This window comes from Terriglobia bacterium, assembly GCA_020072815.1.
Taxonomy (GTDB): Bacteria; Acidobacteriota; Terriglobia; order Terriglobales; family Acidobacteriaceae; genus Angelobacter.
This window is the reverse complement of sequence record JAIQGE010000019.1, coordinates 1-23349: the sequence shown is the minus strand read 5'-3', so window position 1 is coordinate 23349 and position 23349 is coordinate 1. Positions and strand designations below refer to the sequence as shown.

General features: G+C 59.0%; 21 protein-coding genes. 9 read left to right on the top strand and 12 right to left on the bottom strand.

The genetic code is table 11. From position 1 onward, the window contains the following. Position 1 precedes the first annotated feature (1 nt). The 4 genes from LAO20_19770 (at position 2) to LAO20_19755 (ending at position 5010) form a co-directional block, all read left to right on the top strand. Positions 2 to 2191, top strand: coding sequence for a VWA domain-containing protein (locus LAO20_19770; GenBank protein ID MBZ5533675.1), 2190 nt, complete (start codon positions 2 to 4; stop codon positions 2189 to 2191). Positions 2192 to 2293: 102 nt separating this feature from the next. Beyond that, complete coding sequence (locus tag LAO20_19765; protein MBZ5533674.1) at positions 2294 to 3763, top strand: RNB domain-containing ribonuclease; 1470 nt, start codon at positions 2294 to 2296, stop codon at positions 3761 to 3763. A 487-nt stretch (positions 3764 to 4250) separates the two neighbouring features. Beyond that, entirely contained in the window at positions 4251 to 4499 is a 249-nt protein-coding gene (locus LAO20_19760; GenBank protein MBZ5533673.1) for a hypothetical protein, read from the top strand. Positions 4500 to 4527: 28 nt separating this feature from the next. Then, positions 4528 to 5010 (top strand): response regulator, encoded by a 483-nt coding sequence (locus tag LAO20_19755; protein MBZ5533672.1) that lies wholly within the window; start codon positions 4528 to 4530, stop codon positions 5008 to 5010. A gap of 158 nt (positions 5011 to 5168) precedes the next feature. Here LAO20_19755 and LAO20_19750 read toward each other — a convergent pair whose 3' ends face one another. The 9 genes from LAO20_19750 to LAO20_19710 form a co-directional block, all read right to left on the bottom strand. Then, positions 5169 to 5975, bottom strand: a complete 807-nt coding sequence (locus tag LAO20_19750) for a sigma-70 family RNA polymerase sigma factor (GenBank protein ID MBZ5533671.1) — start codon at positions 5973 to 5975, stop codon at positions 5169 to 5171. Between the two features lie 161 nt (positions 5976 to 6136). Beyond that, positions 6137 to 6436, bottom strand: coding sequence for a hypothetical protein (locus LAO20_19745; protein ID MBZ5533670.1), 300 nt, complete (start codon positions 6434 to 6436; stop codon positions 6137 to 6139). 273 nt (positions 6437 to 6709) lie between these two features. Next, positions 6710 to 7291 (bottom strand): putative Fe-S cluster assembly protein SufT, encoded by a 582-nt coding sequence (sufT, locus tag LAO20_19740; protein MBZ5533669.1) that lies wholly within the window; start codon positions 7289 to 7291, stop codon positions 6710 to 6712. A 101-nt stretch (positions 7292 to 7392) separates the two neighbouring features. Next, positions 7393 to 7836, bottom strand: a complete 444-nt coding sequence (locus LAO20_19735) for an SUF system NifU family Fe-S cluster assembly protein (GenBank protein ID MBZ5533668.1) — start codon at positions 7834 to 7836, stop codon at positions 7393 to 7395. Beyond that, the gene (locus tag LAO20_19730) at positions 7836 to 9098 is read right to left on the bottom strand and encodes a cysteine desulfurase (protein ID MBZ5533667.1); all 1263 of its coding nucleotides are present in this window, start codon (positions 9096 to 9098) and stop codon (positions 7836 to 7838) included. Before LAO20_19730 ends, LAO20_19735 begins: the two co-directional genes overlap by 1 nt. Continuing rightward, positions 9095 to 10453 carry a Fe-S cluster assembly protein SufD gene (gene sufD, locus LAO20_19725; protein MBZ5533666.1) on the bottom strand — a complete coding sequence of 453 codons (1359 nt, stop codon included), beginning with the start codon at positions 10451 to 10453 and terminating at the stop codon, positions 9095 to 9097. Before sufD ends, LAO20_19730 begins: the two co-directional genes overlap by 4 nt. Positions 10454 to 10485: 32 nt before the next feature. Then, a complete protein-coding gene (gene sufC / locus LAO20_19720; protein MBZ5533665.1) occupies positions 10486 to 11253 on the bottom strand; it encodes a Fe-S cluster assembly ATPase SufC in 768 nt (255 codons plus the stop codon). A 4-nt stretch (positions 11254 to 11257) separates the two neighbouring features. Then, positions 11258 to 12712, bottom strand: coding sequence for a Fe-S cluster assembly protein SufB (sufB, locus tag LAO20_19715; GenBank protein ID MBZ5533664.1), 1455 nt, complete (start codon positions 12710 to 12712; stop codon positions 11258 to 11260). Continuing rightward, complete coding sequence (locus LAO20_19710) at positions 12709 to 13194, bottom strand: SUF system Fe-S cluster assembly regulator (protein ID MBZ5533663.1); 486 nt, start codon at positions 13192 to 13194, stop codon at positions 12709 to 12711. Before LAO20_19710 ends, sufB begins: the two co-directional genes overlap by 4 nt. Before the next feature lie 190 nt (positions 13195 to 13384). Between LAO20_19710 and LAO20_19705 the strand changes: the two genes are divergently transcribed. The 5 genes from LAO20_19705 to LAO20_19685 all read left to right on the top strand — a co-directional run bounded on the left by LAO20_19705 (position 13385) and on the right by LAO20_19685 (position 21457). Next, positions 13385 to 14101, top strand: coding sequence for an SDR family NAD(P)-dependent oxidoreductase (locus LAO20_19705; protein ID MBZ5533662.1), 717 nt, complete (start codon positions 13385 to 13387; stop codon positions 14099 to 14101). A gap of 291 nt (positions 14102 to 14392) precedes the next feature. Then, the gene (locus tag LAO20_19700) at positions 14393 to 17581 is read left to right on the top strand and encodes an efflux RND transporter permease subunit (protein ID MBZ5533661.1); all 3189 of its coding nucleotides are present in this window, start codon (positions 14393 to 14395) and stop codon (positions 17579 to 17581) included. Between the two features lie 16 nt (positions 17582 to 17597). Next, positions 17598 to 18788: an efflux RND transporter periplasmic adaptor subunit gene (locus LAO20_19695; GenBank protein MBZ5533660.1), complete on the top strand. Its 1191-nt coding sequence runs from the start codon at positions 17598 to 17600 to the stop codon at positions 18786 to 18788. After that, complete coding sequence (locus LAO20_19690; GenBank protein ID MBZ5533659.1) at positions 18785 to 20260, top strand: efflux transporter outer membrane subunit; 1476 nt, start codon at positions 18785 to 18787, stop codon at positions 20258 to 20260. Before LAO20_19695 ends, LAO20_19690 begins: the two co-directional genes overlap by 4 nt. Before the next feature lie 495 nt (positions 20261 to 20755). Next, positions 20756 to 21457 (top strand): toll/interleukin-1 receptor domain-containing protein, encoded by a 702-nt coding sequence (locus LAO20_19685; protein MBZ5533658.1) that lies wholly within the window; start codon positions 20756 to 20758, stop codon positions 21455 to 21457. A gap of 382 nt (positions 21458 to 21839) precedes the next feature. Here the strand turns inward: LAO20_19685 and LAO20_19680 are convergent, their stop codons facing one another. The 3 genes from LAO20_19680 to tnpA all read right to left on the bottom strand — a co-directional run. Further along, entirely contained in the window at positions 21840 to 22277 is a 438-nt protein-coding gene (locus LAO20_19680; protein MBZ5533657.1) for a hypothetical protein, read from the bottom strand. Positions 22278 to 22364: 87 nt separating this feature from the next. Next, positions 22365 to 22766, bottom strand: a complete 402-nt coding sequence (locus tag LAO20_19675) for a hypothetical protein (protein MBZ5533656.1) — start codon at positions 22764 to 22766, stop codon at positions 22365 to 22367. Positions 22767 to 22949: 183 nt separating this feature from the next. Further along, positions 22950 to 23349 (bottom strand): IS200/IS605 family transposase (gene tnpA, locus LAO20_19670; GenBank protein MBZ5533655.1); only part of this gene is annotated, 400 nt, incomplete at its 5' end.

The window sequence follows — 23349 nt, the reverse complement described above, 5'->3', positions numbered from 1 at the left end:
TATGGAATTGAGAACGGAATTCGCGCGTTGGCGGCAACTGGTTGCAGCGGGAATAGTCGCCGCACTGGCCGCAGCGCCATCCGGCGCCCAGACTTCTTCTTCAACAACCCAACAGCCGCAGCCGCCCAGAAGCTCACAGGGACTGCTCAAATTCCGGGTGGAAAGCGATTTGGTTCTGGTGAACGTGGTCGTACGCGACAAGCAAGGCCAGCCGGTGATGGGACTCAAGAAAGAAGACTTCACCCTGCTGGAAGACGGCAAGCCGCAGCAGGTCTCCAGCTTCGATTTTGAAAGTCTTGATACCGCGCCACTGACTACGGGCGGCCCAGCGCAGACGTCCGTAAACGAAGCCCCGGCCAAACCCATCCTGAGCCGCAAAGACGCGGAAGAAGCGTTGAACAACAAGCGGGTGATCGTCCTCTTTTTTGATCTCAGTTCCCTGGGGCCGGACGAGACCCAGCGCTCCGTGGACGCCGCGCGCAAATACGTCCAGACCAAGATGACCGCCGCGGACATGATCGCCATTGTGTCGCTGGCGTCGTCTTTGCGCCTGGACCAGGACTTCACTGCCGACCGCTCCCGCCTTCTGCGCGTGCTGAACCGGTTCACGCACTCGGAAGGCCAGGGCATGGACGCCGGGCCCACCGGCGACGCCGACGGCATTGAAGAAAGCGGCAACGCCTACACGCCGGACGAAACCGAGTACAACCAGTTCAACACCGACCGCAAGCTGCAGGCTCTGCAGTCCATCTGCCAGGTGCTGGCCAAGTTCAATCAGAAGAAATCGGTCATCTACTTCTCCAGCGGCATGACGCAGACGGGGATTGAGAACGAATCGGCGTTGCGCGCGGCCATCAACGCCGCGGTGAAGGCGGACGTGGCCATCTATACGATGGACTCACGCGGCCTGGAAGCCATGCCCCCTGGAGGCTCCGCGTCAACCGCCAGCCTGCGCGGCACCGCCATGTATTCCGGCGCAGCGGTACAGAACCAGTTGGACGCCAACTTCGCCAGCCAGGAAACCCTCACCACCCTGGCAGCGGACACCGGAGGCAAGGCCTTCCTGGACACCAATGACCTGGGCACGGTTTTCGATCGCGTGCAGCGAGACACCTCGGCGTACTACGTGCTCGGATTCAAGAGCAGCAATCCGCTGAAAGATGGCAAGTACCGCCGCATACAGGTCAAGATCAACCGTCCGGGTTTGAACATTGAATTCCGCAAAGGCTATTACGCGCCCAAGGACTTCCAGCACTTCAACGCCGAAGACAAAGAACAGCAGATGGAAGAAGAGCTGGCCGCGGAGCTTTCCAGCACGGACGTGGCGCTGTACATGGCAGCTTCATACTTCCGCCTCGACGACCGGCGCTTTTACGTGCCGGTGGCGCTGGTGGTGCCGGGATCGCAGATTCCGTTCACCAAAGGCGGCGACAAAGACAAGGCGTCACTGGACATCATCGGCGCGGTGGTGGACGAACTGAAGCGCCCCGTCGGCAGCGTGCGCGAGACCGTGAAACTTTCACTCGACGCATCGCAGGAAGTGCGGCGCAAGAACGTGCAGTACAGCACCGGATTCCTTTTGTTCCCGGGCAAATATCATTTCAAATTCGTGGTGCGGGAAAACCAGTCAGGAAGAATGGGATCGTTTGAAACCGACTATACCGTCCCGGACATCAGGAAAGCGCCGCTCAAGATGAGTTCCGTGGTGCTGGCCAGCCAGATCCAGCCCAATGCGAAGAAGTCCCGGAATCCGCTGGTGCGCGACGGCAACGAGTTGGTCCCCAACATCGCCCACGTGTTTACGGCAGACCAGCATCTCTATCTTTTCTATGAAGTGTACGAACCGGCCAAAGACAAATCGCCTGCACCGGCTGACGCCAAGAGCAAAGCCCCCGCGGTGAAGAATCCCATCCATGTGCTCACCAGCATTGAGTTCTTCAACGGCAAAATAAAGACCTATGAAACGCCGCTGATTGAAGCCCGCGAGTTGACGGCGCCGGACCGCAAGGCCGCGGTGTTCCAGTTTGATGTACCCCTGGCGCAACTCAAACCAGGTTTGTACACCTGCCAGGTCAACGTGATTGACGACGCCGGCGGCACATTCTCTTTCCCGCGATTGCCCATTCTGGTGCGCGAAAAACCGGCGGCGCCGGCTGCGGCGGTCATCTCCTCTTCCGGCGCGGCGAGATGAACGCAGATCTCAGCGAAGAACTGACCAATAAAAGAAGATGCGCGAACTCGGCGTTTCCCATCGCTCTCCCGTGTTAGTCTTTCAGGTCGCTCACCGAACTTTATGAACAACACCCAAGTCTCGCACATGGACCTTCAGGCCGCCGCCCGCCAGGTGATGCTGGACAATGGATTTGAGCCTGACTTCCCGCCGGCAGCGCTGCAACAGCTGGCGCAAATCAAAGCCGCGCCTCCGCAGGTGGCAGCCGGCGCGGACGTGCGCGATCTGCGCAGCCTGTTGTGGTCGTCCATTGATAATGACACTTCGCGCGATCTGGACCAGATTGAAGTGGCGGAGAAGCAGCCTGACGGCAAGGTGAAGGTGATGATCGGCATTGCCGATGTGGATGCCTTCGTCGCCCAGGGCACGCCGCTCGATCTGCACGCCGCCAAGGAAACCACCACGGTGTACACCGGCGTGCGCAACTTCGCCATGCTGCCGGAAGATCTTTCCACCGGAGCTACGTCATTGCTCGAAGGCGGCGACAAGCTGGGAGTGGTCACCGAATTTCTGGCCGACTCTGACGGGCAGCTCAGCGGCCACAGCGTGTATCGCGCTCTGCTGCGCAACAAGGCCCAGCTCACTTACAACGCCGTGGGAGCATGGCTGGAAGACCGCGGTCCGGCGCCACCCAAGGTGGCGAGTTCGCCCGAACTGCAGGCCCAGCTCCGGCTCCAGGACGAAATCGCCCAGGCCCTAAAAAACGAGCGGCACCGGCACGGCGCGCTGAACATTGACACCGCGGAAGTACACCCCGTGGTGCTGAACCAGGAAGTGGTCTCTCTGGAGCAGCAGGAGAAAAACCGCGCGACCGAGCTGATTGAAGATTTCATGATCGCCGCCAACGGCGCGGTGGCGCTGATGCTGGAAGAAAAGAACGTCTCGTCCATACGGCGGGTGGTCAAGGTGCCGGAGCGATGGGACCGCATCGTCGCGCTGGCGGCACAGCAAGGCGGGAAGCTGCCGGCGCAGCCGGACTCCAAGTCGCTCAACGATTTCTTGCAGACGCGCAAAGCGGCCGACCCCGACCATTTTCCTGATCTCTCGCTGGCGGTCATCAAGCTTATGGGTCCGGGCGAATACGTTCTGGAGCGGCCGGGCGAGCCTTCACCCGGCCATTTTGGACTGGCGGTGGAAAATTACACGCACTCCACGGCGCCGAATCGCCGCTTCGCCGATGTGATAACGCAGCGGCTGATCAAGTCCGTGCTGGCCGGCAGGCCGGGACCGTACTCCGATGACGATCTCTCCGCCAACGCGCGCAACTGCACGGAGAAAGAAGACGCCGCGCGCAAGGTGGAGAGGACCATGACCAAGCGCATCGCCGCCGTGAGCATGAGCCGCAGGATCGGTGAAGTGTTTGACGCCATTGTGACCGGCACAGGCGACCATGGGACTTTCGTCCGCGTGTTGCAGCCGCACGTGGAAGGACTGCTGGTCCACGGGCAAGGCGTGGATGTGGGTGACCGGCTGCGCGTGAAATTGATCAGCGCCGACCCCCAGCGCGGGTACATTGATTTTGCGCGGGCTTGACCCCAATCAATTTGTCCAAGAGCCGAAAGAAGTTCCACGCACACAATTTAATTTAATCGGCATGGCTACCCAGTCCTGGATGGCCGGGCGCTGCACACCTGGGTCGGAAGACCCCACTGCCTTGCCGTTTTTTACCCACATAGATTGTTACTGAAGTAACTCTTTCGCCACGGGCCTGCGGCGCCCGCCATACAACACCTAAAAGTGCTTTCTTGTTAGGCAGATAGGAGCCACACCGCAATCGGGAAAACCATGCTCTGTATGGTCACAGGGTTGCACACCTATATTTCGCAAAAGGATTCACACTCTTATAGACAGCGACCAAGGATTGAACGTTCTAAGGCCTTAGCTCTAAGTAAGTAATGGCAAGTAATGGAGTTCAGGCCGCAGACTCGGGATGGGCAAGCCCCCGGCAAAGCCGCTGTGTTGAGTAGTTTTTGCAAGCTGCTGAATGTAAATAATTCACCCCCGAGCTGGAGAGAAGATCATGGATGACTATCAAAAATGGCTCGAAGCCGCGGCACAGATCGCCCAGGACATTGAATACCTGGGAGATTCCCTGCAGAAGCAGGACCTGGAACAGCTGCGGATCGCTCTGGCTCTTTACAAGAGCAACGCCGTGACTGGGGTGCGTTGGCCGAATCCAGATGATCTTTACTGCATAAGAACGAAATTTCAGGGATCAGAAATACAGGTTTCCACCGACATGCGCTATGACTTCAAACTGGCATGCTAAGGTGGACGCACTGAAAGGGCCAAGGACGATGATGATGACGAAGAAGCTGAGAGTACTGATTGCCGAACAAGAATCCGTATCAGGCAGCCTGCTGAAATCGTCCCTTGCCTATTGGGGCTGCGACGTGGTGTCCGCCAGCGATGGCCAGCAAGCTTGCTTGGCGCTTCAGACCGGGCCCTTTGATCTGTGCATTCTGGATTGGGAAATGCCCAAGATGAGCGGGCTGGAAGTCTGCCAGTGGATCCGGTTTGCCGATTTGAACACTCAGCCGTACGTAATTCTGCTCACCGCCAAGGGAGAGCCGGAGCGCATCCGGTCGGCTTATCGGGCCGGCGCCAATGACTTCCTGACCAAGCCTTTCCGCATGGAAGACCTGCGCACACGGATTGCAATCCTGGCGCAAAAAATCTCGCGCGTACAATCCATGCATCGCGAACTGAGCCAGATGGACCCGCTGGAATGCTACCGCCTGGACCTGGCATTACACACCAAGCCCCGTCCGCGTCTGTAAGACAAACGCGTTCCTTCCGAAATCGTTCATCATTGCTGAACAAAAGGCGCCGTTGCGGAGATCAGACCGCCTAGGGGCCCGCTCCTATGCAATCTGGGCTTCTAGGGTGCCTGAGATGCGCGCCGGGTAAAACCTGCCCGATCCCGGCGCGCTCCCGCCTAGAATTCTGCGTGCTTTCCCGCCGCCGGGACCGAATACCCGGGCCTGCGATCGCGAGCCAGCGCGCTAGGACGAAATCCATTGAACCCGGCTTCCAGCAGGATCTTGCGCAGGCGCACCAGGCAGCGGCCACGGACAAATCCGATGGAGCCGGTAGCCAGGCCCAGGCGGCGCGCAACCTCCGCGTAAGGCAGCGGCGGCTGTTCAAAGAACAGCATCTTGACCAGTTCCGCGCAGCGCGGCGGCAGCTGGTCCACGACGTCGCGGACAATCTGCTCTTGCTGGATCTGCATCATAGTTTCCGGCGCCGTGGCGATCTCTTCCGCCAACTCCGGCTCCATGGCATCCAGTTCCACGTGGTTGGATTGCTTCTGCTTCCAGCGGTACGACTGACGCACCGCTACGGTAATCAGCCAGGAGCGCAGGGAGTCAGGGTTCTTCAGCTGGGGCAAACTGTTGAACACTTCAATGCAGACGGCCTGGAACACGTCGGCCGCGTCTTCCGCGGTGGCCCCGTACTTGAAGGGAATGGAAAAGATCAGGCGCTTGTACTTGTCAATCAGCCGGCCCCAGGCCTGCTGGTCGCCGTTCAAGCAGCCCTGCACCAAACGCCCATCTTCACTTTCAATGGGTTGCAGGCAACGAGCGCACCGCGCCGTGCAATCATCATTCTCCAAGCTGTCATTTTCTAATTCTAAGTTAGTGTCAACGTTCTCAACACTATCAATACTGTCCAGCAGCAGGGCCGGTTCGGCTCCCGCCAATTCCACGTCTGGAGGAGTGGCGTACGTCTCTGTGGATTTCATGGTCCATTCCCTTGTCCTTATGGTTCCGTGCATGTGTTGTGGGTTTCGCATCAAGCTGATTTCAAGCAAGAGCGAAACTTGAGCCCGTCAAAAGACCTATGAGTGGCGCAAGAAACTTGATCTTTTTATTGGGCACACTACTGCTTACGGGAAGGGAAGAATCAGATTCGGAGAGGCGAGTAAACACCGAGCAGGACAGACTCTGACCGTTCACTGGTCGCCGAGGCCGCCAGGAACAGAAGGGGAGCCGTGAACTTCCAGCGGAGGAGTGAAGGGCAGCACCGGAGGATTCCTACGAACACCAGGATCATGCCGATCACGCTGAACAGGCCGATCAGGTGCAACTCCAGGTCGCCGGTGGCAACCGGAAACGCGTCCCAGCTATCCAGTTGCATGAATGGCGAGAAAACCACCATTCCCAGGATCATCAGGAGCACGAGTTGGCGAAGTCTTTGCACCATAAATTTGGACGGGTGCCGTCCCCGGAAAGTTCAGGGTGGACTATATCACGCGAGTTTTGTGGGGCAAACAAATTTCAAGTCAAGAAGCACTTCAACTCTTAAGAATTATCGTAAGTGGTTGATTGAGCGGTAGATAGGCCTTATTTGACGGAGGGAAAAAAGTACCGGCATAGGCCAAAACGGGGGTCAATTATCAGATTCTTTAATAATTTAGGAGGACGGCCTATATTTTTCCGGGACACTTCTTGCACGGCAGCACGGCGCAGCGGTCTATCAAGGTCTGCTGTAGAGCGGGAATGGAGAACTATCCAAGTCCAAGCCCAACTGAAGGCGAGCGCCTTCAGACATCCTTCCGGGATGCCAGGGTGGATCGAGTACCACCTGAACGTTGACGGCCTTGACCGCGGGCAAGGAAGCCAGTTTCCTCTCGATGTCCGACTTCAGCACATCCGCCATGCCGCAACCGGGAGCGGTCATGGTCATTTTGATGTCAATATTGTTGCCGCCTTCCACCGGGGCGACCTGGCACTCGTAAATCAGCCCAAGGTCCACCACGTTCACGGGGATCTCGGGGTCATACACGGTTTTCAACTGGTCCCAGACCAACTTCTCGCTGAATTCGGAGGGGGCGGCGGCGGTGGCTCCGGCGGTGGTTTCCTCGGTGATTCCCAGCGCGTCGGCATCCTTGGAGTCAATACGTAGAAGGTAGCCCTGTTCGGTCATTACGGTGTAACTGCCGCCCAAGGCCTGCGACAGCCGTACGCGCGTGCCGGAGGGCACGGGGTACGGAATCCCGCTGGGGATTTGCGTGGCCGCGCAATCGCGAGTGAGCACCAGATTTTCGCCCGGCTTCAAAACATGCCTCCCGAGAACCGCCTCGGTCAGAGGTTCGGATTCGCTAAAGTCGTATTACGATAAACCCGTACGATACACCCGTACGCTCCACCGGTCTTGCGTTACTCGGTGGAGACAGCTTGTTGCTCTCCCCGCAGGGCCGCCCGCAGTGTGTGCCAGGCCAGCGTCGCGCACTTCACGCGCAACGGAAACTCTGACACGCCGCCGAACACCGCCAGCTTGCCCATCTCTTCCGCCGCATCACCCTGCCCGGTGACCAGATCATGGAACTTGGTAAACAGGGCCTCGGCCTCCGCGGTGGTCTTGCCCTTCAGGCTCTGCGTCATCATGGACGCTGAAGCCTTGGAGATGGCGCAGCCTGATCCTTCAAAACTCAGGTTCTGGATAGCGCCGTCTTTCACGTCCAGGAAAACGGTGTAATGGTCGCCGCACAAGGGATTGTAGCCTTCCGCCTTGTGGTTGGCCGTCTCCAGAATCCCGAAGTTCCTGGGCTTGCGGCTGTGTTCCAGAATTGTTTCCTGATACAGCTCGCGCAGTTCAGACATTACCCCATCACCTCAATCACTTTGCGAACGCCGCGGACCAGCGCGTCCACTTCTTCGCGAGTGTTGTACAGCCCAAAGGAAGCGCGCGCCGTGGCCGGAATCCCGAAGCGCTGCATCACCGGCTGCGCGCAATGGTGCCCGGTGCGTACGGCGATGCCTTCATGGTCCAGAATGGTGCCGATGTCATGTGGGTGAATGTTTTCAATTACGAAAGAAAGCACGCCGGCTTTTTCCCGGGCCGTGCCTATCACGCTGACGCCGGGAATCTTCTGGACCTGTTCGGTGGCGTAGCCCAGCAGTTCGGACTCATGCTGCTCAATGTTTTCCAGGCCGAGTTGGTTTAGGTATTCGATGGCCGCGCCCAGTCCGATGGTGTCGGCGATGTTCGGCGTGCCGGCTTCAAATTTGTAGGGAAGCCGGTTGTAAATCGTCTTGTCGAAAGTAACGGAGGCGATCATGTCGCCGCCGCCCTGGTAGGGCGGCATGGCCTCCAGCAATTTCGTTTTCCCGTAGAGAAAGCCGATGCCGGTGGGCCCGTAAAGCTTGTGCCCGGAAATAGCGTAGAAATCGCAATCCAAGGCCTGAACGTCAACCGCCATGCGGGGCGCGGCCTGCGCTCCGTCCACCAGCACCACGGCGTTGTAGGCGTGGGCCATGCGCGCAATCTGCTGGATGGGGTTGATGGTGCCGAGCGCGTTGGAAAGATGCCCGACGGCCACGATCTTGGTTTTTGGTCCCAGCAGCTTTTCAAATTCTTCCAGAATCAGCTCGCCGCGGTCATTGATGGGAGCCACACGCAGCCCGGCGCCTTTTTCTTCACACAGCATCTGCCAGGGAACAATGTTGGAGTGGTGCTCCATGGCGGTGATGAGGACTTCGTCGCCCTTGCCGACGTTCTTGCGGCCGTAGGTCTGGGCCACCAGGTTGATGGCTTCCGTGGTCCCGCGAAGAAAGATGATTTCGCTGGAAGAGGCGGCGTTGATCAGCTTTTGCGCCGCGACTCGCGTCTTCTCGTAGGCTTCCGTGGCGCGCTCTGACAGCGTGTGCACGCCGCGATGGATGTTGGCGTTGTCGCGGCGATAGTAATGCTCAATCGCCTCAATGACCGCCAGCGGCTTCTGCGTGGTGGCGGCGTTGTCCAGATACACCAGCGGCTTGCCGTGAACTTCCTGGTGGAGGATGGGAAAATCGGCGCGAATCTTTTTCACGTCATAGGCGCCGGCCGCGTGGACCTGACGAGGCGTTTTGACTACGGTACTCATCCCACTTCCTCCCAGTTTCTCGGCGCGTCGGCGGACTTAGCGGCCGAGTACGCCGCGGCCTCCGGCAGCGCTCCGGTCACCAGACGTTCCATATGATCGCGCACCTGCTCGGAGCTCATGCGGTCCAGACATTCGTTGGCGAAGGCCAGCAGCAAGAGATGCTTGGCGGAGGCTTCATCCAGTCCGCGCGAGCGCAGGTAGAAAAGAGCATTCTCGTCCACCTGGCCGATGGTGGCGCCGTGGGTGCACTTCACGTCGTCGGCGTAAATTTCCAGCTGCGGCTTGGTGTCAATCTGCGCGTCGTCGGAGAGCAGCAGGTTGCGGTTGGTCTGCTTGGCGTCAGTCTTCTGCGCGTCCTTGTGGACGATGATGCGTCCGTGAAAAACGCCGTGTCCTTTGCCGCTCAAAATGCCGTTGTAAAACTGCCGGCTATTGCAATGCGGGCTGGCATGCTCCACGAGCATGTAGTTGTCCATGTGCGTGCCATTGGCCATGAACAGGCCGTTGATCAGGCATTCCGCGCCTTCTCCGGCCAGCACCGGATGCACGTTGTTGCGCACCAGCGCGGCGTTGATCAACAGCGAATGGGTGGACACGTTGCTGCTGCGGCCTTGCTGAATACGCAGCGTGGAAACGTTGTAGGCCGCGCCGGCTTCGCGCACGATCATGTAGTGCGACACCACCGCGCTGTCGCCGGCCACCAGTTCGGTGACGGTGTTGGACAAAGAAACGCCTTCGCCCAGCCCGACGTAGTCTTCCACCACGGTGACCTGGCTGTTTTCGTCGGCGACGATCAGGTTGCGCGGATGGTCCATGGTGGGCGTAGCCCCGCCGGTGGTCACGAACAGCAAATAGATGGGCTGCTCCACCGCCACGCTGCGCGGAACGTGAATGTAAGCGCCGTCTTCCATGAAAGCGGTATTCAGCGCGGCAAACGCGTCACGCTGGAAGTTCAAATACTGTCCCAGATGCTCTTTGACTTCAGCAGCATCGGTGGTCAGCTGCTCTGCCAGGCTGCCGATGGTGACTCCGCCCGGCAACGACGGAATTCGAGAAAGCTCGCTCAAGAAACGGCCATTCACGAAGACCAACTGGCAAGCAAAGTCGGATGTGCCGAACTGCTCCAGGTCGCGCGCGCTGACGCCGCCAGGATGCGCCGCGTGAAATTCCGTCTGTGCAAGGGTGGTGATGTTGGTGAAGCGCCAGTCTTCATCATGCGTGGTGGGAAAGCCGCTCTCCGCGAAACGGGCAAATCCCTCCTGACGCAGCGACTTCAGCCAGCTCAGTTGCGTGGCGGCGCGGCGGTTGAATTGATCAAAGGCCTCCAGATATCTCTCGGGAGCTTGGGTTGCCATGGCGTTGCTCATCTTCTTCTTATGTCCCCCGATTAGCGGCGCGCGCCGGCCGGCTCAGCTTCCGTCCAGCTATAGCCCTTCTCTTCCAGTTCCAGCGCCAGTTCCGGCCCGCCGGATTTAACGATTTTGCCGTTCACCAAAACGTGGACGTAATCCGGCACAATGTAATTCAGCAACCGCTGGTAGTGCGTGACCACGATCATTGCGCGGTCTTTGTTGCGCATGGCGTTCACGCCCTTGGCCACGATCTTGAGGGCGTCAATGTCCAGGCCGGAATCGGTTTCATCCAGCACGCAGAGTTTCGGTTCCAGCACGGCCATCTGCACGATCTCATTGCGCTTCTTTTCGCCGCCGGAAAAGCCTTCGTTCACCGGACGGTTCAGGAACTTTTCGTCCATCTCCAGCAGGCGCATCTTTTCGCGGAGCAAAGGCAGGAAGTCCATGGCGTCCAGCTCTTCCTGGCCGCGCGATTTGCGAATTGCGTTCAGCGCGGCGCGCAAGAAGTAAGCGTTGCTGATACCGGGAATCTCCACCGGATACTGGAACGCCAGAAACAGGCCTTCGCAGGCAGCGTCTTCCGGCTTCATCTCCAAGAGATCTTTGCCGTTAAACGTAACCGAGCCCTGGGTGACGGCATAACTCTCACGCCGGGCCAGAACGCCGGCCAGCGTGCTCTTGCCGGAGCCGTTGGGACCCATGATGGAGTGCACTTCACCGGCATTGACGGTGAGGTTGATCCCCTTGAGGATTTCATTGCCATTCACGCTGGCATGCAGGTTTTTGATTTCGACAAGACTCATTGGTTTATCCGACGCTCCCCTCAAGGCTGATGCTCAATAACTTCTGCGCTTCCACGGCAAATTCCATGGGCAATTCGCGGAAGACGGTCTTGCAGAAGCCGTTGATAATCATGGCCACCGCTTCTTCTTTGGATATGCCGCGCTGCTGCAGGTAAAAAATCTGGTCTTCACCGATCTTCGACGTGGACGCTTCATGCTCCATGCGCGCGGTGGAGTTCTTGACTTCGATATACGGGAAAGTGTGCGCGCCGCATTTGTCGCCGATTAGCAGCGAATCGCATTGCGTGTAATTGCGCGCGCCGGTGGCGCCCTTCAGGATCTTCACCATGCCGCGATAGGTATTCTGCCCGTGCCCGGCGGAGATGCCCTTGGACACGATAGTGCTGGTGGTGTTCTTGCCGATGTGGATCATCTTTGTGCCTGTATCGGCCTGCTGGTAGTTGTTGGTCAGCGCCACGGAGTAAAACTCGCCCACCGAGTTATCGCCCTGCAGGATGCAACTGGGGTATTTCCAGGTGATGGCTGATCCGGTTTCCACCTGCGTCCAGGAGATTTTGGAATTCTTGCCGAGGCATTTACCGCGCTTGGTGACAAAGTTGTAGATCCCGCCTTTGCCTTCCTTGTCGCCGGGATACCAGTTCTGCACCGTGGAGTACTTGATGGTGGCGTTGTCATGCGCAATCAGCTCGACCACGGCCGCGTGGAGCTGATTTTCGTCGCGCACCGGGGCGGTGCAGCCTTCCAGGTAGCTGACGTAAGCGCCCTCGTCGGCGACGATCAGGGTGCGCTCAAACTGTCCGGTGTTCTGCGCGTTGATGCGGAAATACGTGGACAACTCCATGGGGCAGCGAACGCCCTTGGGCACGTAAACGAACGAGCCGTCACTGAAAACGGCGGAGTTCAGCGCGGCGAAAAAGTTGTCAGTGTACGGGACCACGGTGCCCAGGTACTTCTTAACCAGGTCCGGATGGTTCTTCACAGCTTCAGAGAACGAACAAAAGATGATGCCCAGTTCCGAGAGTTTGGCCTTGAACGTGGTGGCCACCGAAACGCTGTCAAATACCGCGTCCACGGCGACGCCGGCCAGCAACTTCTGCTCGTGCAGAGGAATGCCCAGCTTGGCGTAGGTCTTCAGGATTTCGGGATCAACTTCCTCCAGGCTGGAGAGTTGCTTTTTCTGCTTGGGCGCGGAGTAATAAGACAGCCCCTGATAATCAATGGGCGGATACTTCACGTTGGCCCACTCGGGCTCAGCGTGCGAGGTTTCCTGCGTGGCCCAATAGCGATACGACTTCAGCCGCCACTCGGTCATGAACTCCGGCTCTTCTTTCTTGGCGGAGATGGCGCGGACAACGTCTTCATTCAGCCCCGGCGGCAGGCGGTCTTCATCCACGTCCGTGATGAAGCCCCATTTGTATTCCTGCTTGGCTATGTCTTTGATCTGGTCTGTTGTGCTCATCGCACTCCCTCTGTGACACCCGCGGATTCAATCGAAACAAACTTGCTCTTGCTTTTGCTGCGGCGCTGGTGCGGCGCCATTTCATGGTTCAGGTCGGCCAGCATCACCTGGTCGAGCGCGTCACGCAGCGCGTCCCCGATAATCTGGGAATTGATCTTGATGGCGCAGGAGCGTTCCATGTTGCACAGGCCGGCCACCACGCTGCACTCGGTGAATCCGATGGGCCCTTCCAGGGCCAGAACAATGTCTGACACGGAGATAGCTTCGGGCTTACGGGCCAGGTTGTAGCCGCCTTTGACCCCGCGATGCGAGCTCAGCAGTCCGCGCTCAGAAAGCTGCCGCAGCAGCTTGCCGACCGTGGGCAGCGGGATCCGCGAGGCCTTAGACAGGCTGCGCGCGGTGTGCGGCAGATCTTCCGGGCTGCGCGCCACGTGGGCCATTAACACGATGCCGTAATCGGTAAGCTTGTTGAGTCTGAACATGACGAAATTACTCCTCCAGCGTCCAGGTGGAACCAGGAGCTGGATACAATACCAATCCAGTATTATATTAAATGGCCCAGGGGCGGAATACAAGACCGCAGCGGTATGGATTGTGAGTCGCCTGCAAATCAAGCCCAAAAATTTGGCGTGATATATGCTGAGGCTTGACTTCTGCAAGGAGGCACACCTGATGAACCCCCAATTCTCCAACAAAGTAGCGTTAGTCACCGGCGGTACCGGCGGCCTGGGACGCGCGGTCACGCTGGCGTTGCTGCATGAAGGCGCCTCGGTGATCGCTACCTATATAAAGAAGGAAGAAGCTGACGCCCTGCGGGACGCCGTGGGCGCCAACGCGCATCTGGAGCTCCTTCCGCTCGACGCCACCGACGAGACCGCCGCGCGCAACCTGGTAGATGGCATCACAGCGCGCCACGGACGCCTGGACTTTCTGGTGAACACCATCGGCGGCTACGCCGGCGGAAAATCCCTATGGGAGACTGAGCCCAAGACCTATCAGCTGATGATGAACCTGAACGCCAACGCCGGATACACACTGGCCCGCGTGGTGGCGCCGGCGATGCTGAAGCAGAAGAGCGGGGCGATTGTGAACATCGCGGCCAAGGCGGCCTACGACCACTGGGCGGGCGGATCAGCCTACGCGGCGTCCAAGGCGGCGGCGCTGGCGCTGCTGGATTGCCTGGCGCAGGACCTGAAGGGCACCGGCGTTCGCGCGAATTCCATTCTGCCCGTTATCATTGATACCGAACCCAATCGCAAATCCATGCCCAACGCCGATTTCTCCAAATGGCCCAAGCCGGAAGAGATCGCGCGTGTGATTCTGTTTCTCTTGAGCGACGACGCCAAAGTCGTACACGGAGCGGCGGTCCCGGTTTACGGTCAAAGCTGAAAGCGCCGCTCGAAACACAACAGCGCACAAGTCCCAGCGCAAACGCTTGGTGTGTTCTTTGGTATAGGTTGGTTAAGAAGTGTAAACACCCGCGCAAACAGCGCACCACACGCTGCTACAATAAGCGCTTATCCTGAAACTTTTTCGACGCTGAGAGCCCGCCTTGGACGGGTCATGCAGGGTGAGCCGTTCCAGGAAAACGGCGCAGTTTCAATTCGCGATCGGCCGGACCGCGAATCGCTGCGAAGCAAACCGTCGGAAAAAGCGGGAAATCAGAAGGGGTCCTAGCCGATGTGGATTGTTGCTCTGGCGCTGCGGCGCCCGTACACCTTCGTCGTAATGGCGCTGTTGATTCTCATTCTCAGCCCCATTGTGATCTTCCGCACCTCGGTGGACATCCTTCCTGAAATCAATATTCCGGTCATCAGCGTAATCTGGCAGTTTCAGGGACTCTCCGCACAGGAGATGACGGACCGCATTGTCAGCAACACGGAACGCGGCCTCACCACCATCGTCAACGACATTGAGCACACGGAAACGCAGGCGATGGACGGGCGCGCCATCACCAAGATTTTCCTGCAGCCGAGCGGCAATCTGCAGACGGCCATGGCGCAGGTCACCGCGATTTCGCAAACGGCGGTGCGCAGCCTGCCGGCAGGAACCAACCCTCCGCTGATCATTATTTACTCGGCGTCCAGCGTGCCCATCATGCAGGTGGGCATCAGCAGCAAGACCCTGCCGGAACAGGCGCTCAACGATCTTTCCGTGAACTTCATCCGGCCGCAGATGGTCACCGTGCAGGGCGCGTCGATTCCTTTCCCGTACGGTGGCAAGCAGCGCGTGGTGGCCGTGGACATAGACACCTCGGCGTTGCAAGCCCGCGGACTCACCGCGGTGGACGTGGTGAACGCGCTCAACCTGCAGAACCTGATTCTGCCTTCAGGCTCTTTCAAAATGGGGTCGTCGCAGTACCAGGTGGAGATGAACGGCAGCGCCAGCACCATTGCCGAGTTGAATAACCTGCCGATCAAGACCCAGAACGGCGCCACCACGTATCTGCATGACGTGGCGCACGTGCGCGACGGCTTCTCACCCCAGACCAACATGGTCCGCGCGGACGGCGTACGCGGCACGCTGATTACGGTGATGAAAAACGGCGGCGCGTCCACGCTGGACATTGTGGCGCACATGAAAGAAAACCTGGCGCGCGTGGCTACCACGCTGCCGGAAGATCTTTCCATCAAGCCGCTGTTTGACCAGTCATTGTTTGTGCGCGCGGCGATCAATGGTGTGGTCAAGGAGGCGCTCACTGCAGCCTGCCTCACCGCGGCCATGATCCTGCTTTTCCTGGGAAACTGGCGCACCACGCTGGTGATTGCCGTTTCCATTCCGCTTTCGATTTTGTGTTCCATCATCACACTGGCCGCGCTGGGACAAACGTTCAACCTCATGACCCTGGGAGGACTGGCCTTGGCCGTGGGCATCCTGGTGGACGATGCCACGGTGGAGATCGAAAACATTGACCGCAACCTGGCCATGGGCAAGGAACTGAAGACGGCCATCCTGGACGGCGCGTCGCAAATTGCCGTTCCGGCGTTTGTTTCAACGCTCTGCATCTGCATTGTCTTCGTGCCCATGTTCTTCCTCACCGGAGTCGCCAAGTTCCTGTTTGTTCCGCTAGCGGAAGCGGTGGTCTTCGCCATGCTGGCTTCTTACCTGCTTTCGCGCACGCTGGTACCCACGCTGGTGATGTACTTGCTGCGCGGGCACGAACATGAGACGCACGATTCCATCGAATATCAGCGCGAAGGCATGTTCGCCTCTTTGAAGCGGCTGCAACACCGCTTTGAGACAGCGTTTGACCGACTGCGCGACAGCTATCACCAAATGCTGGCGTCGTGCCTGGAAAACCGGCGGGTGTTCATTTCGTCATTCCTGGGCTTTTGCGTGCTGTCCACTGGCCTGGTGTTTTTCCTGGGCCAGGATTTCTTCCCTGACGTGGATGCCGGGATCTTCCGCATGCACGTCCGCGGGCGCGCCGGCTTGCGCATTGAAGAGACGGCCCGGCTGTGCGACCAGATCGAAAACACGCTTCGCCAGGAGGTCCCGAAAGAAGAGCTAGTCACCATCCTGGACAACATCGGGCTGGCGTACAGTTCCATCAACAACTCGTACAGCACCAGCGGGACCATTGGCACGTCGGATGCGGAGATTCTGGTGTCACTCAACCAGGACAAACATCGCCCCACGGCGGAGTACGTGAAGCATTTGCGGGAAGAGCTGCCGCAACGCTATCCCGGCGTTGAGTTTTTCTTCCAGCCCGCGGACATTGTCAGCCAGATCCTGAACTTTGGCCTGCCTTCACCGATTGACATTCAGGTCATCGGCAAGAGCCAGGCGCAGAATTACCTGCTGGCGCAGCAGATCGCCAACCGCTTGCGTCACGTGCCCGGCGCGGCGGACGTGCATGTGCAGCAGTTGATGAACGCTCCGGCCATCCGCCTGGACGTGGACCGCACGCGCGCGCAACAGGTTGGTCTGGAACAGCGCGACGTCGCGCAGAACCTGCTGGTGTCTTTAAGCGGAAGTTTCCAGACAGCGCCCACGTTTTTCCTGAACCGGGAAAATGGAGTTTCGTACAGCGTCACCGTGCAGACACCGGAATACCGTATGGACTCCATGCAGGCGCTGATGAACACTCCGGTGGACGCGCCGCGCGCCCCCGCGCCACAGGTGCTGGCCAACCTGGCCACGGTGAAGCCCGGAGTGACGCCTTCTTTGGTATCGCATTACAACATACAGCCGGTGATGGACGTGTACGCCAGCGTGCAAGGCCGCGACCTGGGCGGAGTGGCCCGCGAAACCCGCCAGATTGTGCGGGAGTTCGAAAAGAAGCTGCCGCGCGGGACGCAACTGGTGATGCGCGGACAAGTGGAGACCATGTCCAGCTCGTTCTTCGGCCTGGGCATGGGCCTGATCATGTCCATTGTGCTGGTGTACTTGCTGATTGTGGTCAACTTCCAATCCTGGCTGGACCCGTTCATCATTATTACTGCGTTGCCGGGAGCGCTGGCGGGGATCGTTTGGATCCTGCTGCTGACGCATACTACGATGAATGTTCCGTCGCTTACCGGCGCGGTGATGTGTATGGGCGTGGCCACGTCCAATAGTATTCTGGTGATCTCCTTTGCGCGCGAACGCATGGCCGCGGGGCTCAGCGCCTGGGACGCCGCGCTGGAAGCCGGATACACGCGCATACGTCCGGTGATTATGACCGCGTTGGCGATGATCATCGGCATGGTGCCCATGGCGCTCGGGCTGGGCGAAGGCGGCGAACAAAACGCCCCGCTGGGCCGGGCGGTGATCGGCGGCCTGATCTTCGCCACAGTAGCCACGCTGTTTTTTGTCCCGGTGGTTTTCAGTATCATGCACGGAGGAAAGCGCAGTGCGGCGACGCAAGAAGCGCCGGCGTCGCGATAGAAGGAATTTTTAAATCATGACACAGCTCACTCAACCGGAACCGCCAGCAGCGTCCACGACCGCCGCGGCCAAGCCTCATCGCACAGGCGCGGTTTTGGCGATATTGCTTCTGCTGGTGGTGGCTGGCGCTTTTTCCGTGGCGCGGCGCTACTCTGACAAGCGCGTGCTGGCGCGGGAGACGGAGAAGCTGGCCATACCTTATGTCTCCTTGATCAAACCGGTCACCGAACCCGCCAACGAAGAGCTGTCCTTGCCGGCGCAGCTCCAAGCGTACGTGGAGGCCTCGATTTACTCGCGCACCAATGGCTACCTGCTGCGCTGGTACAAGGATATTGGCAGCAAAGTGAGGAAGGGCGAACTGCTGGCGGAAATTGATACCCCGGAAATTGATCAGGAACTCTCCCAGGCCAAGGCCACTCGGCAGCAGATCGCGGCGCAACTGCAGCTGGCAAAGTCTTCCGCTGAACGCTGGATCAACTTGCGCAAGACCGATTCCGTGTCGCAACAGGAAGCCGACCAGCAGATCAGCGGATACACCCAGGCACAGGCGAACCTGGCCGCCGCCGACGCGAACGTACGACGTCTTGAACAGTTGGAATCTTTCAAGCACATTTACGCGCCATTTTCCGGCGTGATCACCAAGCGCAATGTTGACACCGGAGCCTTGATCAACGGAGGCAATGCGGGAGTGAGCAAAGGACTCTTTGATGTGGCCCAGGTGGACCCGCTGCGGGTATACGTCAGCGTGCCACAGAGCAATGCTCCTTATATTCACAAAGGCATGGACGCGCACATCGAGTTGCGCGAATACCCCGGGCAGAAATTTTCCGGCAAAGTGGTGCGCACCGCAGACGTGATTGATCCGGCAACGCGCACTTTGCTCACGGAAATTGATGTCCCCAATCCCAACGGACGCCTCATGCCGGGCTCGTTTGCCCAGGTATATTTCGCCGTGGCGGTGAAGACCACGCGGATTTCCATCCCAGTGAACACCATTCTGTTCCGGCCGGAAGGACCGCGCGTGGCTGTAGTCGGGCCGGACCAGCGCGTCCACCTCAAGGCCATCACCATTGGCCGCGATTACGGACTGACCATTGAAATCCTGGGCGGCATCGGGCCCGACGACCAGATCATCTCCAATCCCGCAGACTCGCTCGAAGAAGGCCAGCAGGTCAACGTAAAAACCGGCAGCGGAGCGCGTTCGTGAAGAAACTTCGCTCCCGGCTGCTCCTTGCGGCCGTCGTTCTGCTTGGCATCAGCGGTTGCACGGTTGGCCCCAATTACCACCGGCCGGACGTGCCGCTGGCGCCGGCGTGGAAAGAAGAGCCGCCGTGGCGCGTGGCCAACCCGCAGGACGGGCTTCCCAAGGGCGACTGGTGGTCCATCTTCGCCGAACCCGAGTTGAACGGCTACGAAGCCCAGGCCATCAAGGCCAACCAGACGATTGAAATTGCCCGCAATCAACTGGCTCAAGCTCGCGCTTCCGTCCGCATCACCCAGTCAGGATGGTTCCCGCAACTCACGGCAGGCGCGGCCGCACAGCGCGGGCGCAGTTCCGCCAACCAGCCCACGGCGTCCGGCGTTCCCTTGTCCGGCACGGCCACGCAGAATACGTTCACCATTCCCTTCAATGTAAGCTGGGAAGCCGACGTGTTCGGCGGTGTGCGGCGTGGGGTGGAATCGTCAAACGCGTTGTACCAGGCGCAAGCGGCGTCGCTGGAAAATGTCCGGCTGCTCATCACCTCTGAGCTGGCGGTGGACTACTTCAGCTTGCGCGAGCTTGACGTGGAAATTTCCGTCGTTGAGTCCGCCACTGACTACCAGCAGAGAGCGCTCCGGCTGGTGCAGAATCGCCATGAAGGCGGAGTCGCATCCGGCCTGGACGTGGCCCAGCAGGAAACCCAGTTGAACGCCACGCGCACGCAAGCCACGCTGTTGCGACAACAACGCGCGCAGTTCGAACACGCCATCGCCGCGCTGGTCGGCGTGCCGGCGCCGCTGTTCACCGTGCCGGTGAAGCCGCTTACCGTGGAACCTCCGGTAATCCCCGCGGGCTTGCCGTCTGACGTGCTGGAACGCCGGCCCGACGTGGCCCAGGCGGAGCGGCAAATGGCGGCGCAGAACGCGCAGATCGGCGTGGCGCGTGCCGCGTTTTTTCCCAGCATCGGAATCTCCGGCAGCGGCGGCTTTGAAAGCATCGGCCTGGCCAACCTGCTGTCCGCGCCCAGCGGATTCTGGGCCCTGGGCGCCAACGTTGCCCAAACCGTATTCAGCGGCGGACGCCGCAAAGCCCAATTGGACTTTGCCAAAAGCGGATATGACGCCGCCGTCGCCAACTACCGGCAAAGCGTTCTCACATCTTTTCAGGAAGTCGAAGATGGGCTATCCGGTCTGCGCATTCTGGCCGACGCCGCGCGCACGCAACAGCTAGCGGTGGACGCAGCCCAGCGCGCGCTGCAGATCGCGACTGATCGCTACACCGGCGGCCTGGTGACTTATCTTGACGTGATCACCGCGGAGCAAACGCTTCTCGACAACCAGCGTCTGGCGGCGCAGATTCTTCGGCAGCGATTGATAACGTCCGTCGGCTTGATCAAGGCCCTGGGCGGCGGATGGGACGCCGCGAGTCTTCAGTCGGTGCAGGTGAAGACGGAGATGAAGCAGGCGGTAAGGCCGTAAAGAATCGCCGGGATCGCGCGTCATCGCCGACATCGCGCGTGATCGGAGCTCTGCTGCACCGCGGAGACGCGGAGAAAGAAAAAAAGAATTAACCACAAAGGTCACCCATTCGGCTTCGCTCAGAGCAGGCTACGGGGCACAAAGGTTGGGTTTCGCACCAACCTCTCTAGGCCAGGTGACGCCAAGTCCCGCCAGGGACGGCCGATAGTAGCCCGGTACGTTTCCGAGGCGAGCGTGCGAGCTGAGGAATAAGTGCCGGGTAACGAACAGATGAATTCCCTTCCGCGCTGCCGCAGGCGGGAGCGGAGCCGAAGGCGGAGCGCGCGAAATCAAGATGCGAGCATCCTCGAATCCCACCCTTCGCAAAAAACCGCGAAGGATGGGGCACCCGGCCGAATCCCACCCTTCGGAAAAATCGCGAAGGAAGGGGCACCCGGGCTCGAATTCCTGAGGTATTGCTTGAGAGCGGCGATGGTATCCGGTATCATCGGCCACATGGCAAGATGCACAGCACCGGTAAGAGGCCATCGCTCAGCGAGCGCTGCGGCGGAATGCCCTGCATGTGGTAGCCGCTATGGCCGCAGCTATGGCAGCTACGGGTACTCATCCCCGTCCTACGGGTCATACTCATCCCCGTCGTACTCCTCGTCGGGGAGCAGCGGCGGCGGGTCCGTCAGCAACGCAAGGCCGCGCTGGTCGCCAGCCGGTTCGTCGGTGGTGTACACGCCTACCGAGGTGAGGACACTCACGCCATTCCGCGAGAGCGTCGAAAAGCGAGTTTCCCTGCCTGACCTTCGGGACGTCTTCCTTTGCCATGCGTGGGACGACCGGGCAGGTGCCGCTAAGGAATTGCACGATCAACTCGAGTCGCGCGGCGTCAAGGTCTGGTTTAGCGAGAAGGACGTCGTCCTCGGCACGCCGTTGCTCCGCGAAATCGATAGGGGACTGGCGAAATCGCGGGTCGGGATCGTGCTGGTGACCCCTGCACTGCTGAGCCGCCTCCGAGCAGAAGGCATTGCCGACAAAGAGCTTTCGGCGCTCCTAGCACGTGACCTGCTCGTTCCCATCGTGCACAACACGACATACGAAGCTCTCCGCGAAGTCAGTCCCCTGCTCGGCTCGCGAAGCGGCCTGAGTACTGCAGAAAATCCGATGGCACAGGTCGCGGCCAAGCTCGCCGAGCTGGTCGCCCCCTAGCTCTAATTGGGCGGGCGGCCCAGCCTTCCTAGGTTCTTCCCTAGAATACTCGAGGGTGCCCCATCCTTTTGCGAGGAAGGCGGTTTTTCTTCGGAGCAAAAGGGTGGGAGATAATCCATCGTCGGCCCTCACTGCATTTTTTCTCAGTGCGCGAAGCAGAACACCACTCCATCTTCGCAAAGCAGATTTTGAACACAACGTGATTTTATATCCCACCCTTTGCGACTAAACACCAAGCTCGCGCAAAAACCGCGCAAGCTTGCGTCGCAAAAGATGGGGCACCCGGCGGCCCAGGACAGTTGAATGCACGATGCGGCGAAGCGGGCCGCAAAGGATAGGGCACGCGGTCGTGTGGAGGGACAGGAAAGGGTGAGGTACTCGGCTATGCCTGACTTTCGCGCAACAGAATACCAACAAATTTATCTTCAAAGTCACGAATTGTTGCGGGCAATATAGTCTTCTCCCTCGGAACTGGCAAAGACTCTAGCTCGCGAGTTCTGTCAGTTTCACCTTGACGGGCCAAGGCTAACATCCTGACTGGCGCAGCGTTTGGACGACTTTGATCGCGTACATAGAACCGAAACTTTATTCCCTTCAGTGCAAAATCCAGGAAGGCTTGTTTGTTCGCATAGCCGAGGACGGGCGACTCCAATGTCGGTAGAAGTCGTGGAAACAGCCTGTTGAGCGTGTCCTGCAGCTCATTCTTTTCTCGCTCCTGACCTTCTTGATCGGCTCGAGTCGCCGCTTGTTGATCGTCGGTCTCTTCTTTGTCTTTTTCACGCTTAATCTCGTTTACCAGTTCATCAAATCTATCTGCCATAAAATTCCCCTCCATCTATAGTCAATTTCATTTCTTCGGCGGGGGTTGATACCCAGCTGTGAGGGAATGGCTCCCTGCGGAAGGATTTTACTGCTTGGCGGGAACGACCGCTATCCGCTTGCCCTTCGCTTCAAAGACCGATCTCTTGACAATCACGACACGGTCTTTGGCCGGACCATGACTTGCGGTCAAGCGAGACGCTTTCTTGAACTCACCTGCTGGCAGACTCATAATTTGGTACGAGCCATTATTGTCCTGAAACGCACCTAGCACAGACTTGACGGTGACTAAGCAGACCAAAGTCACGCCCACGCTTTGAGGACGGCCTTCACGGTACTGGGAAGAATGAATCGTGACACGTTCCCCGTCGAGGTCAAACTCATTGCTTCCGCGCTTTCTGTTCTTGCCACGGAGATGCTTAATAAGCGCCGTGGCATTCTCCAATCCGTACTCGCTCGCTCGTGCACCGCTTTCACGATCTTGAGGCATGGTCTAAATCTTAGTCTTTTGACCAGGGTTCCTCAATCTGGGAAACCCGGGGACAGGCGGGACGTTTTCTACAAGATCGCCCAAAGCGCCGAAGGCGCGACACAGCCTAGCCCCGACCGTGAGGTCGGGGTAGGGGAAGGGTATGAAGGGGAGCCCCGAAGGGCGCGACACGAACTAGACGACCTAATCGAAAACATACCTGGAATCAAAATCCACGCCGTGTCTCTTCAACAAGGCAACAAACTCGTCTTCAAACGATTTCTTCCTGTGGTGTGCTTCCTGCTGGTCGATGTACCGAATCGTGGACACATTCGATGAGCTCACGCTGAACGCGCCGTAGCCGTTCTGCCAGGCAAAGGTCTTTTTCGTCTCCCTCATCCATTTGGACGAGTTGGATTTGATGAGCGTCACGGCCCGCACCAATGACAACGCCGGCGGAAGGCGAAAGAGAATGTGAATATGGTCACTCATTCCGCCAACGGCGAACACGGTCATCGCATTGTTTTTGCAGATCGCGGCGATGTATCCCCAAAGGCGCGGTTGAATATCTTTGGGAATGAGTTTGCGACGTCCCTTAGTAGAG

What these genes read in the sequence shown, in the direction of transcription:
- LAO20_19755 (MBZ5533672.1), top strand. Translation starts at nt 4,528, where the DNA reads ATGATGATGACGAAGAAGCTGAGAGTACTGATTGCCGAACAAGAATCC.
- LAO20_19730 (MBZ5533667.1), bottom strand. Translation starts at nt 9,098, where the DNA reads ATGAGTACCGTAGTCAAAACGCCTCGTCAGGTCCACGCGGCCGGCGCC.
- LAO20_19745 (MBZ5533670.1), bottom strand. Translation starts at nt 6,436, where the DNA reads ATGGTGCAAAGACTTCGCCAACTCGTGCTCCTGATGATCCTGGGAATG.
- LAO20_19750 (MBZ5533671.1), bottom strand. Translation starts at nt 5,975, where the DNA reads ATGAAATCCACAGAGACGTACGCCACTCCTCCAGACGTGGAATTGGCG.
- LAO20_19675 (MBZ5533656.1), bottom strand. Translation starts at nt 22,766, where the DNA reads ATGCCTCAAGATCGTGAAAGCGGTGCACGAGCGAGCGAGTACGGATTG.
- LAO20_19710 (MBZ5533663.1), bottom strand. Translation starts at nt 13,194, where the DNA reads ATGTTCAGACTCAACAAGCTTACCGATTACGGCATCGTGTTAATGGCC.
- LAO20_19705 (MBZ5533662.1), top strand. Translation starts at nt 13,385, where the DNA reads ATGAACCCCCAATTCTCCAACAAAGTAGCGTTAGTCACCGGCGGTACC.
- sufC (MBZ5533665.1), bottom strand. Translation starts at nt 11,253, where the DNA reads ATGAGTCTTGTCGAAATCAAAAACCTGCATGCCAGCGTGAATGGCAAT.
- LAO20_19700 (MBZ5533661.1), top strand. Translation starts at nt 14,393, where the DNA reads ATGTGGATTGTTGCTCTGGCGCTGCGGCGCCCGTACACCTTCGTCGTA.
- LAO20_19685 (MBZ5533658.1), top strand. Translation starts at nt 20,756, where the DNA reads ATGGCAAGATGCACAGCACCGGTAAGAGGCCATCGCTCAGCGAGCGCT.
- LAO20_19765 (MBZ5533674.1), top strand. Translation starts at nt 2,294, where the DNA reads ATGAACAACACCCAAGTCTCGCACATGGACCTTCAGGCCGCCGCCCGC.
- LAO20_19695 (MBZ5533660.1), top strand. Translation starts at nt 17,598, where the DNA reads ATGACACAGCTCACTCAACCGGAACCGCCAGCAGCGTCCACGACCGCC.
- LAO20_19770 (MBZ5533675.1), top strand. Translation starts at nt 2, where the DNA reads ATGGAATTGAGAACGGAATTCGCGCGTTGGCGGCAACTGGTTGCAGCG.
- sufD (MBZ5533666.1), bottom strand. Translation starts at nt 10,453, where the DNA reads ATGGCAACCCAAGCTCCCGAGAGATATCTGGAGGCCTTTGATCAATTC.
- LAO20_19760 (MBZ5533673.1), top strand. Translation starts at nt 4,251, where the DNA reads ATGGATGACTATCAAAAATGGCTCGAAGCCGCGGCACAGATCGCCCAG.
- sufB (MBZ5533664.1), bottom strand. Translation starts at nt 12,712, where the DNA reads ATGAGCACAACAGACCAGATCAAAGACATAGCCAAGCAGGAATACAAA.
- LAO20_19735 (MBZ5533668.1), bottom strand. Translation starts at nt 7,836, where the DNA reads ATGTCTGAACTGCGCGAGCTGTATCAGGAAACAATTCTGGAACACAGC.
- LAO20_19680 (MBZ5533657.1), bottom strand. Translation starts at nt 22,277, where the DNA reads ATGGCAGATAGATTTGATGAACTGGTAAACGAGATTAAGCGTGAAAAA.